This window comes from Leisingera sp. F5 (genome assembly GCF_001593695.1).
In genome coordinates this window covers 1-9867 of record NZ_LUKH01000068.1, presented here as the reverse complement: position 1 = coordinate 9867, position 9867 = coordinate 1, and the positions used below count along the sequence as shown (strand labels likewise).

At 58.4% G+C, this 9867-nt stretch carries 13 protein-coding genes; 7 read left to right on the top strand and 6 right to left on the bottom strand.

What is annotated here, in order from left to right:
- The 3 genes from A2I95_RS23300 to A2I95_RS23290 form a co-directional block, all read left to right on the top strand.
- On the top strand, positions 1 to 539 hold a 539-nt coding region (locus A2I95_RS23300), incomplete at its 5' end, for a hypothetical protein (RefSeq protein WP_291733686.1).
- Between the two features lie 257 nt (positions 540 to 796).
- Positions 797 to 1807, top strand: a complete 1011-nt coding sequence (locus A2I95_RS23295; RefSeq protein WP_291733681.1) for a replication initiator protein A — start codon at positions 797 to 799, stop codon at positions 1805 to 1807.
- A gap of 98 nt (positions 1808 to 1905) precedes the next feature.
- Complete coding sequence (locus A2I95_RS23290) at positions 1906 to 2337, top strand: hypothetical protein (RefSeq protein WP_291733679.1); 432 nt, start codon at positions 1906 to 1908, stop codon at positions 2335 to 2337.
- On the opposite strand, the gene A2I95_RS23285 is transcribed toward A2I95_RS23290, so the two are convergent.
- The 3 genes from A2I95_RS23285 to A2I95_RS23275 all read right to left on the bottom strand — a co-directional run bounded on the left by A2I95_RS23285 (position 2327) and on the right by A2I95_RS23275 (position 3815).
- Positions 2327 to 3067 carry a hypothetical protein gene (locus A2I95_RS23285; RefSeq protein WP_291733677.1) on the bottom strand — a complete coding sequence of 247 codons (741 nt, stop codon included), beginning with the start codon at positions 3065 to 3067 and terminating at the stop codon, positions 2327 to 2329. The two genes, A2I95_RS23290 and A2I95_RS23285, sit on opposite strands and share 11 nt — an antisense overlap.
- A gap of 282 nt (positions 3068 to 3349) precedes the next feature.
- Positions 3350 to 3565, bottom strand: coding sequence for a hypothetical protein (locus tag A2I95_RS23280; protein WP_211038774.1), 216 nt, complete (start codon positions 3563 to 3565; stop codon positions 3350 to 3352).
- Entirely contained in the window at positions 3552 to 3815 is a 264-nt protein-coding gene (locus A2I95_RS23275; RefSeq protein ID WP_291733669.1) for a BrnT family toxin, read from the bottom strand. The genes A2I95_RS23280 and A2I95_RS23275 overlap by 14 nt, the downstream gene beginning before the upstream one ends.
- Positions 3816 to 4280: 465 nt before the next feature.
- Between A2I95_RS23275 and A2I95_RS23270 the strand changes: the two genes are divergently transcribed.
- The 3 genes from A2I95_RS23270 (at position 4281) to A2I95_RS23260 (ending at position 7344) form a co-directional block, all read left to right on the top strand.
- Entirely contained in the window at positions 4281 to 5546 is a 1266-nt protein-coding gene (locus tag A2I95_RS23270) for a hypothetical protein (protein WP_291733683.1), read from the top strand.
- Positions 5547 to 5803: 257 nt separating this feature from the next.
- A complete protein-coding gene (locus A2I95_RS23265; RefSeq protein ID WP_291733681.1) occupies positions 5804 to 6814 on the top strand; it encodes a replication initiator protein A in 1011 nt (336 codons plus the stop codon).
- Between the two features lie 98 nt (positions 6815 to 6912).
- Positions 6913 to 7344 carry a hypothetical protein gene (locus A2I95_RS23260; protein ID WP_291733679.1) on the top strand — a complete coding sequence of 144 codons (432 nt, stop codon included), beginning with the start codon at positions 6913 to 6915 and terminating at the stop codon, positions 7342 to 7344.
- Here the strand turns inward: A2I95_RS23260 and A2I95_RS23255 are convergent.
- The 3 genes from A2I95_RS23255 to A2I95_RS23245 form a co-directional block, all read right to left on the bottom strand.
- On the bottom strand, positions 7334 to 8074 hold the full coding sequence (locus A2I95_RS23255; protein ID WP_291733677.1) for a hypothetical protein: 741 nt from the start codon (positions 8072 to 8074) through the stop codon (positions 7334 to 7336). The two genes, A2I95_RS23260 and A2I95_RS23255, sit on opposite strands and share 11 nt — an antisense overlap.
- 282 nt (positions 8075 to 8356) lie before the next feature.
- Positions 8357 to 8572 carry a hypothetical protein gene (locus A2I95_RS23250; protein ID WP_211038774.1) on the bottom strand — a complete coding sequence of 72 codons (216 nt, stop codon included), beginning with the start codon at positions 8570 to 8572 and terminating at the stop codon, positions 8357 to 8359.
- A complete protein-coding gene (locus A2I95_RS23245) occupies positions 8559 to 8822 on the bottom strand; it encodes a BrnT family toxin (RefSeq protein WP_291733669.1) in 264 nt (87 codons plus the stop codon). The genes A2I95_RS23250 and A2I95_RS23245 overlap by 14 nt, the downstream gene beginning before the upstream one ends.
- A 465-nt stretch (positions 8823 to 9287) precedes the next feature.
- On the opposite strand from A2I95_RS23245, the gene A2I95_RS23240 reads away from it, so the two are divergent.
- A partial coding sequence (locus tag A2I95_RS23240) for a hypothetical protein (RefSeq protein ID WP_291733668.1) occupies positions 9288 to 9867 on the top strand: 580 nt, incomplete at its 3' end.

Genomic DNA, 9867 nt, shown 5'->3' with positions numbered 1-9867 from the left:
ATACAGAGGCCCTGAGCGACTTTCTGATGCTCAAGGGGGAGATTGCCCGCCACAAGGTCCAAGGGCGCTCCTACGAGCCTCCTGAGGGCGCTCTGGAGCTGGATCGCGTGAGGGGAGATCCCCAAACGGATCCCTGGCCTTTGATCCGGGCTGTCAGGTTAGGGGCAGAGCGTGTGTTTGAAGCGGCCCATGGGTTCGGCATGGGACTGCGGGCGAATATGGGGGACGGGTATGAATCCGGGCGTGAGTTCTTCCCCAGCCTGTCCGACCGGATGCACCTGGCGGCAGTGGTTGCGAAGTGCGGAGCGTTTTGCGCCAGGGTTGAGGCCGTGGTGAAAAACATGCTGCGCCCGGATGCGACCCAAATCGATGAGCAAATCTGCTGGCCGCAGGAGGCACTGGCAGAGGTGGAGCGGCATGAGATGAACCTTGGCCTGGCAGCTCCTGCGGTTCGGAAAGAACCCTCGGCAGAACGGAACACCGATCTCACCGACCGCCCCAGCCAGGAACGGGATCGAGGACCGAGCCACGGCCGCTGACCCCTAGTGTTAATAGTGTTACCTACGGAGTATGTTACGGGGCAGAAAATCAGCCCTAACCTACTGGTAATGAAATAGGAAATTATCCACAGGGTTCCGAAACTAACGAATCTGGGTTCCGAAACTAACGAATCTGGGTTCCGAAACTAACGAACGAATTCCACCTCAAATTCGGGTCCTGATATAACGAACTTGACGAGCCAGTCGGTCCTGTCCAATGCTGGTTCCTGATATAACGAACCTAACTAGGCGAATGGATGCCCCTGCTCCCCGACAGACACCCCCAGAAGGACTTCTTCATCCTCGACATCTCCGATGTGGTGCCAAAGGACGACATGGCCTCGATGGAGCACCCTCTGTTCTCGCTCGCCACCAAGCCAGACATGCGCCACCTAGAATATCGCGGTGGCGACAACCGGCTGAAAATCGTGCCGTCCGGGGTCGGCCTGCCCACGATCTTCGATAAGGACATTTTGATTTTCTGCGTGAGCCAGCTCATGCACCGAAAGAACCGGGGCGAGAAGATCGGAAAACGAGTGCGTTTCAGCGCCCGTGAGCTGATGATCACTACCAACCGCAAGACGGGCGGGGTCGAGTATCAACGCCTGGAACAGGCGTTCCAGAGGCTCATTGGCACGACCTTCCAGACCGATATTCAAACCGGAAACAAGCGCGAGACACGCTTTTTCAGCCTGCTGGAATCGGGCAGCGGGTTCGTCATGAAAGAAGAGGGCAAGTGGCGGCTCGACTACTGCGAGGTGATCCTGTCTGACTGGGTGATGCGCGCGATCGAGGGCGACGAGGTCGTGACGATCTCGAACGACTATTTCCGCCTGCGCCGACCGCTGGAACGCCGCCTCTACGAGATCGGCCGCAAGCATTGCGGAGGCCAGCCAAAGTGGCAAATCGGCCTCGCCAAACTTCAGGAAAAGACCGGCAGCAACGCGCCCCTGAAGAAGTTCCGGTTGAACATCCGCCAGATCATCGAGGACGATCACACGCCGTTCTATCGCATGGAGCTGACCGCAGAGGATCTGGTGATCTTCCGCCCGCGTTCTCCGAAAAGTGACCTCCTGCCCGAGATCCGATTGCCAGAATGGGCAGAGGACAAGGCACGGGGTATCGCCGGAGAGAAAGGCCGAGACTACTACGCCCTGCGCTCTGACTGGCTCTCATTCGCCAAGAGCGAAGCGGCCAAAGGAAACCCGCCGAAGAACGCAGGCGCCGCCTTTGTGGCCTATTGCGGGAAGCAGGGCAGCCTGCGTTAGCCGCAGTTCGAGGTGCCTCGAACAGGTTTCCTTGCCGTTGCGCCTTGCAACGCGATAAACTGTTGCGCAACAGGCAAGAAGAAACGAGGCGCAACGGCATGAAATATTCATTATCCGAGGCCGCAAAGGCCACCGGAAAGAACAAGACCACAATCCAAAGGGCTATCAAAAACGGCAAGATTTCAGCCGTTAAGGGCGACAGTGGTTCATATGAGATCGACCCAGCTGAGTTGCATCGTGTTTTTCCCCCCGTCGCTGCGCAACGCGATGCGCAACATCCACAAAGCAACGATGCGCAACAGGACAAATTTGCCGCTAAAAACAGCGAATTGACCCGTGTTCTTGAACTGGAAAAGGAGCTGGCGGTAGCGCACGAGCGGGCCAGCGGGCTGGAGGCCCAAAAGGATCAGATGGCCGACACGATCAGCGACCTGCGAAAGCGCCTGGACAGCTCCGAGGGCCGAGTGACAGCACTTCTGGCTGACGACAGGCCCAAGCCTAGCCTCTTATCCCGCCTGTTCAGCCGATAGAGTTTGGAGGACGCATCGTCATAGTGACGCTGTAAGCCACCTGTCCGGCCTGCTCTCTGATTTGCTCTAGAGCATCAGAGTTCATCGCCTCGGCTGTCAGATCGGCGATCCTTTCTGGATCCACCTCTTCCAAACGCTTCAGCTCCTTGAGCTGACGAACGATAAAGGCGGCTCCCATACTGAACATTTCAACGTGGGACAGCTTGATCCCTAGGGCTTGGACGGTGCCGTCGAAAGCTCCCAAGGCAGCAGCGGAGAACTCTCCGTCATCCACCTCACGCTTTATCGCATTTAGGAAGCTGACATGAGCGATGCCAGCAGCAACATACAAGTCCTCGCGCTCGCCTTCACTACGATCCAAGCCGTCACCTTCCATGCTCGGTGACGGACCACGATCACTAACCTCGACAGGATAGTCCGCTTCAGCATTGTTCACTCGCAAAGGAACAATGAAATCATTTTCTGCCTTGGGGTCCATCGCACCGGCACAAAATGCGCTGACAACAAATGCGACACCAATCGGGAATAGAAACGCTAATAGAATAAATCCGACCACCAAGAACAGCCACCAGTGAGCCCTGAAGACCGGCATAACCCCGATCTTCTGCAAAAGCTGCATCTGAACGTTCCACCAATATCTCCCTACCACTGAGACGCTGGAGGCAACGGCAGACAGGCCGTCCATAGCTGCGCCATAGGCAACGTGAGAGTCCGGTTTTTCGTTATGCATCAGGCCCCACTTTGGCCGCTTGCACCCCCCGGCGTCTGGCGAGAAAGCGCCCCACCAAGCACCAGCCGGCCACCCCCCAAAAAAGCGCGATAACAATAAAGATTGGGGCAAACCGGGACGTGGGCGACACCAGAATTAGCAACGCTACGTTCAACACACCAAAGCCCGCAGACCAAAGCATCGCGCGCTTTAGGGATTTGGCAAAGATGCCGGATAGCAGTCCACCGACACCTCCAACGTCAAGGGACATACCCAGAAAAAAAGCAATCATATTCATGGCGATTATTGAAGCTTCTCAGCAATCCAGAGCTTGATTAGAGATTGCCGTGTCACGCCGAGGTGCCGAGCCTGCTTGTCCAGGCCCTCTACGACCCAAGCCGGAAAATCCACGTTCACGCGCTTGGGCTGGTCGTTCGGGCGGCGCGCCTGGGACCAGTCGATTGCACTGCTCACGTCCTCACCAGCGTCGAACTTCTTGTCGAACTCAGTTGCCTTCATAGTAGCTAATCTCCTCTTTTCGGGCACGGCGCACCGATATGATCCGCACCGCTTCGCCCCGCGGCGTCCAGACCGCCGCCCAGTGCTTTCCTCCGATTTTCCCAATCGACAGGAAGCGCGGTTCGCCCTCGGTCTTGGCGGGCGCTTCGAGCATCCAAGGGTCATCCCAAAGGGCCTGCGCCTGATCGAAGTCAATTCCATGCTTCGACAGATTCGAGGCACTTTTGGCGGGGTCATACTCAAAATCCATGCTTGAATATGGTATAGTAATTATCCATTTTCAAGAATGGTTCTGTTTGGCCACCACCGCCATCTTGGTCTTCCAATAACCAGATTGAGAAACGAATGCCTCACGACCGTCACGAGAATGCTCCCGCCGATTGCCCATCCCGCTTCGACTGCGGGAATTACCAGGTCAGCGCGGTGTCCCTGACCGATGCGGAAATCTGGGCGCGGACACCGCCAAAGCGCCGACATCTGCTTCCGCCGGACTTTGCGGAACGGTTCGGCGCCCCTTCAAATCCCTGACTGACATCGCCCGCCATCAGGCAGGGGAAGGCAGGGATTTGTCGCCCGCTTGGCGGGCGAACAGCAGGAGGTCCAGGAGGGCGCAGCACCTCCGGCCCATGGCAATTAGCGGAGCGGCTCGGAGAGAATTGCCTAGTGGGTTGTCATTTAAAATGACAATTCTGTCGCTCTCCGCTATCACCGCCCCATGTTCAAAGCTGCCATCCGCGTCAACAAGCTCACCACCATCGCCCAGCTCCGCGGGGCGTCCCTCCATGCGCAGCGCCACGACGAGACCGGCAAGGCGCGGGTCCGGGACGATGCGGAACCCGGTTTCGGCCTCGCCTGGTCAAAAGCCGAAAGTGACCGCGACTATCTCGCCGCCTTCAAAGCCCACAAGACCGAGCTGGGGGCCGGCGAACGGAAAGGCGCGCCGCTCTGCCTGCAGGCCATCTGCGTGGTCTCCCCGGAATGGGTGGAAAAGGCCGGCAGCCTGCATGACCCCGACAACCCGCGTAACCGCCAGCTCTTCGACCAGGCGAAGGCATGGGCCGAGGGCTGGGGCGGCAAAGGCTCCGTGATCGCCACCCGCCTCGATCTCGATGAGAAGGGCGGGGCCGTGGTCGATGTTCTGATCTCCCCAGTCCGGGAAAGCCGGGGCAAGCCGGTGATCTCGACCAACAAGGCACTGCGCGAGCTGAAGGAGGCCACAGGCGAGCGGAACGAATACTCCGCCTTGCAGACGTCCTGGGCCGATTGGTGCCGCGAGCATCTGGACCCTGAAATCGTGCGCGGCACCCGGAAAGAGATCACCCAGCGCCAGCACCTTTCCCCGGAAACCTATGGGGCGGTCATGGACAAGGCCCGTGAGAGCGTCAGAGCGCCCTCTCAGGGGCTGTGGGATGCCATCCGGGACACAGACCTCTCAGAACGCGATACAGAGGCCCTGAGCGACTTTCTGATGCTCAAGGGGGAGATTGCCCGCCACAAGGTCCAAGGGCGCTCCTACGAGCCTCCTGAGGGCGCTCTGGAGCTGGATCGCGTGAGGGGAGATCCCCAAACGGATCCCTGGCCTTTGATCCGGGCTGTCAGGTTAGGGGCAGAGCGTGTGTTTGAAGCGGCCCATGGGTTCGGCATGGGACTGCGGGCGAATATGGGGGACGGGTATGAATCCGGGCGTGAGTTCTTCCCCAGCCTGTCCGACCGGATGCACCTGGCGGCAGTGGTTGCGAAGTGCGGAGCGTTTTGCGCCAGGGTTGAGGCCGTGGTGAAAAACATGCTGCGCCCGGATGCGACCCAAATCGATGAGCAAATCTGCTGGCCGCAGGAGGCACTGGCAGAGGTGGAGCGGCATGAGATGAACCTTGGCCTGGCAGCTCCTGCGGTTCGGAAAGAACCCTCGGCAGAACGGAACACCGATCTCACCGACCGCCCCAGCCAGGAACGGGATCGAGGACCGAGCCACGGCCGCTGACCCCTAGTGTTAATAGTGTTACCTACGGAGTATGTTACGGGGCAGAAAATCAGCCCTAACCTACTGGTAATGAAATAGGAAATTATCCACAGGGTTCCGAAACTAACGAATCTGGGTTCCGAAACTAACGAATCTGGGTTCCGAAACTAACGAACGAATTCCACCTCAAATTCGGGTCCTGATATAACGAACTTGACGAGCCAGTCGGTCCTGTCCAATGCTGGTTCCTGATATAACGAACCTAACTAGGCGAATGGATGCCCCTGCTCCCCGACAGACACCCCCAGAAGGACTTCTTCATCCTCGACATCTCCGATGTGGTGCCAAAGGACGACATGGCCTCGATGGAGCACCCTCTGTTCTCGCTCGCCACCAAGCCAGACATGCGCCACCTAGAATATCGCGGTGGCGACAACCGGCTGAAAATCGTGCCGTCCGGGGTCGGCCTGCCCACGATCTTCGATAAGGACATTTTGATTTTCTGCGTGAGCCAGCTCATGCACCGAAAGAACCGGGGCGAGAAGATCGGAAAACGAGTGCGTTTCAGCGCCCGTGAGCTGATGATCACTACCAACCGCAAGACGGGCGGGGTCGAGTATCAACGCCTGGAACAGGCGTTCCAGAGGCTCATTGGCACGACCTTCCAGACCGATATTCAAACCGGAAACAAGCGCGAGACACGCTTTTTCAGCCTGCTGGAATCGGGCAGCGGGTTCGTCATGAAAGAAGAGGGCAAGTGGCGGCTCGACTACTGCGAGGTGATCCTGTCTGACTGGGTGATGCGCGCGATCGAGGGCGACGAGGTCGTGACGATCTCGAACGACTATTTCCGCCTGCGCCGACCGCTGGAACGCCGCCTCTACGAGATCGGCCGCAAGCATTGCGGAGGCCAGCCAAAGTGGCAAATCGGCCTCGCCAAACTTCAGGAAAAGACCGGCAGCAACGCGCCCCTGAAGAAGTTCCGGTTGAACATCCGCCAGATCATCGAGGACGATCACACGCCGTTCTATCGCATGGAGCTGACCGCAGAGGATCTGGTGATCTTCCGCCCGCGTTCTCCGAAAAGTGACCTCCTGCCCGAGATCCGATTGCCAGAATGGGCAGAGGACAAGGCACGGGGTATCGCCGGAGAGAAAGGCCGAGACTACTACGCCCTGCGCTCTGACTGGCTCTCATTCGCCAAGAGCGAAGCGGCCAAAGGAAACCCGCCGAAGAACGCAGGCGCCGCCTTTGTGGCCTATTGCGGGAAGCAGGGCAGCCTGCGTTAGCCGCAGTTCGAGGTGCCTCGAACAGGTTTCCTTGCCGTTGCGCCTTGCAACGCGATAAACTGTTGCGCAACAGGCAAGAAGAAACGAGGCGCAACGGCATGAAATATTCATTATCCGAGGCCGCAAAGGCCACCGGAAAGAACAAGACCACAATCCAAAGGGCTATCAAAAACGGCAAGATTTCAGCCGTTAAGGGCGACAGTGGTTCATATGAGATCGACCCAGCTGAGTTGCATCGTGTTTTTCCCCCCGTCGCTGCGCAACGCGATGCGCAACATCCACAAAGCAACGATGCGCAACAGGACAAATTTGCCGCTAAAAACAGCGAATTGACCCGTGTTCTTGAACTGGAAAAGGAGCTGGCGGTAGCGCACGAGCGGGCCAGCGGGCTGGAGGCCCAAAAGGATCAGATGGCCGACACGATCAGCGACCTGCGAAAGCGCCTGGACAGCTCCGAGGGCCGAGTGACAGCACTTCTGGCTGACGACAGGCCCAAGCCTAGCCTCTTATCCCGCCTGTTCAGCCGATAGAGTTTGGAGGACGCATCGTCATAGTGACGCTGTAAGCCACCTGTCCGGCCTGCTCTCTGATTTGCTCTAGAGCATCAGAGTTCATCGCCTCGGCTGTCAGATCGGCGATCCTTTCTGGATCCACCTCTTCCAAACGCTTCAGCTCCTTGAGCTGACGAACGATAAAGGCGGCTCCCATACTGAACATTTCAACGTGGGACAGCTTGATCCCTAGGGCTTGGACGGTGCCGTCGAAAGCTCCCAAGGCAGCAGCGGAGAACTCTCCGTCATCCACCTCACGCTTTATCGCATTTAGGAAGCTGACATGAGCGATGCCAGCAGCAACATACAAGTCCTCGCGCTCGCCTTCACTACGATCCAAGCCGTCACCTTCCATGCTCGGTGACGGACCACGATCACTAACCTCGACAGGATAGTCCGCTTCAGCATTGTTCACTCGCAAAGGAACAATGAAATCATTTTCTGCCTTGGGGTCCATCGCACCGGCACAAAATGCGCTGACAACAAATGCGACACCAATCGGGAATAGAAACGCTAATAGAATAAATCCGACCACCAAGAACAGCCACCAGTGAGCCCTGAAGACCGGCATAACCCCGATCTTCTGCAAAAGCTGCATCTGAACGTTCCACCAATATCTCCCTACCACTGAGACGCTGGAGGCAACGGCAGACAGGCCGTCCATAGCTGCGCCATAGGCAACGTGAGAGTCCGGTTTTTCGTTATGCATCAGGCCCCACTTTGGCCGCTTGCACCCCCCGGCGTCTGGCGAGAAAGCGCCCCACCAAGCACCAGCCGGCCACCCCCCAAAAAAGCGCGATAACAATAAAGATTGGGGCAAACCGGGACGTGGGCGACACCAGAATTAGCAACGCTACGTTCAACACACCAAAGCCCGCAGACCAAAGCATCGCGCGCTTTAGGGATTTGGCAAAGATGCCGGATAGCAGTCCACCGACACCTCCAACGTCAAGGGACATACCCAGAAAAAAAGCAATCATATTCATGGCGATTATTGAAGCTTCTCAGCAATCCAGAGCTTGATTAGAGATTGCCGTGTCACGCCGAGGTGCCGAGCCTGCTTGTCCAGGCCCTCTACGACCCAAGCCGGAAAATCCACGTTCACGCGCTTGGGCTGGTCGTTCGGGCGGCGCGCCTGGGACCAGTCGATTGCACTGCTCACGTCCTCACCAGCGTCGAACTTCTTGTCGAACTCAGTTGCCTTCATAGTAGCTAATCTCCTCTTTTCGGGCACGGCGCACCGATATGATCCGCACCGCTTCGCCCCGCGGCGTCCAGACCGCCGCCCAGTGCTTTCCTCCGATTTTCCCAATCGACAGGAAGCGCGGTTCGCCCTCGGTCTTGGCGGGCGCTTCGAGCATCCAAGGGTCATCCCAAAGGGCCTGCGCCTGATCGAAGTCAATTCCATGCTTCGACAGATTCGAGGCACTTTTGGCGGGGTCATACTCAAAATCCATGCTTGAATATGGTATAGTAATTATCCATTTTCAAGAATGGTTCTGTTTGGCCACCACCGCCATCTTGGTCTTCCAATAACCAGATTGAGAAACGAATGCCTCACGACCGTCACGAGAATGCTCCCGCCGATTGCCCATCCCGCTTCGACTGCGGGAATTACCAGGTCAGCGCGGTGTCCCTGACCGATGCGGAAATCTGGGCGCGGACACCGCCAAAGCGCCGACATCTGCTTCCGCCGGACTTTGCGGAACGGTTCGGCGCCCCTTCAAATCCCTGACTGACATCGCCCGCCATCAGGCAGGGGAAGGCAGGGATTTGTCGCCCGCTTGGCGGGCGAACAGCAGGAGGTCCAGGAGGGCGCAGCACCTCCGGCCCATGGCAATTAGCGGAGCGGCTCGGAGAGAATTGCCTAGTGGGTTGTCATTTAAAATGACAATTCTGTCGCTCTCCGCTATCACCGCCCCATGTTCAAAGCTGCCATCCGCGTCAACAAGCTCACCACCATCGCCCAGCTCCGCGGGGCGTCCCTCCATGCGCAGCGCCACGACGAGACCGGCAAGGCGCGGGTCCGGGACGATGCGGAACCCGGTTTCGGCCTCGCCTGGTCAAAAGCCGAAAGTGACCGCGACTATCTCGCCGCCTTCAAAGCCCACAAGACCGAGCTGGGGGCCGGCGAACGGAAAGGCGCGCCGCTCTGCCTGCAGGCCATCTGCGTGGTCTCCCCGGAATGGGTGGAAAAGGCCGGCAGCCTGCATGACCCCGACAACCCGCGTAACCGCCAGCTCTTCGACCAGGCGAAGGCATGGGCCGAGGGCTGGGGCGGCAAAGGCTCCGTGATCGCCACCCGCCTCGATCTCGATGAGAAGGGCGGGGCCGTGGTCGATGTTCTGATCTCCCCAGTCCGGGAAAGCCGGGGCAAGCCGGTGATCTCGACCAACAAGGCACTGCGCGAGCTGAAGGAGGCCACAGGCGAGCGGAACGAATACTCCGCCTTGCAGACGTCCTGGGCCGATTGGTGCCGCGAGCATCTGGACCCTGAAATCG

Bases quoted from the DNA above. Each gene is read 5' to 3' on its own strand.
- A2I95_RS23295 (WP_291733681.1), top strand. From the start codon at position 797: ATGCCCCTGCTCCCCGACAGACACCCCCAGAAGGACTTCTTCATCCTC.
- A2I95_RS23290 (WP_291733679.1), top strand. From the start codon at position 1,906: ATGAAATATTCATTATCCGAGGCCGCAAAGGCCACCGGAAAGAACAAG.
- A2I95_RS23285 (WP_291733677.1), bottom strand. From the start codon at position 3,067: ATGCATAACGAAAAACCGGACTCTCACGTTGCCTATGGCGCAGCTATG.
- A2I95_RS23280 (WP_211038774.1), bottom strand. From the start codon at position 3,565: ATGAAGGCAACTGAGTTCGACAAGAAGTTCGACGCTGGTGAGGACGTG.
- A2I95_RS23275 (WP_291733669.1), bottom strand. From the start codon at position 3,815: ATGGATTTTGAGTATGACCCCGCCAAAAGTGCCTCGAATCTGTCGAAG.
- A2I95_RS23270 (WP_291733683.1), top strand. From the start codon at position 4,281: ATGTTCAAAGCTGCCATCCGCGTCAACAAGCTCACCACCATCGCCCAG.
- A2I95_RS23265 (WP_291733681.1), top strand. From the start codon at position 5,804: ATGCCCCTGCTCCCCGACAGACACCCCCAGAAGGACTTCTTCATCCTC.
- A2I95_RS23260 (WP_291733679.1), top strand. From the start codon at position 6,913: ATGAAATATTCATTATCCGAGGCCGCAAAGGCCACCGGAAAGAACAAG.
- A2I95_RS23255 (WP_291733677.1), bottom strand. From the start codon at position 8,074: ATGCATAACGAAAAACCGGACTCTCACGTTGCCTATGGCGCAGCTATG.
- A2I95_RS23250 (WP_211038774.1), bottom strand. From the start codon at position 8,572: ATGAAGGCAACTGAGTTCGACAAGAAGTTCGACGCTGGTGAGGACGTG.
- A2I95_RS23245 (WP_291733669.1), bottom strand. From the start codon at position 8,822: ATGGATTTTGAGTATGACCCCGCCAAAAGTGCCTCGAATCTGTCGAAG.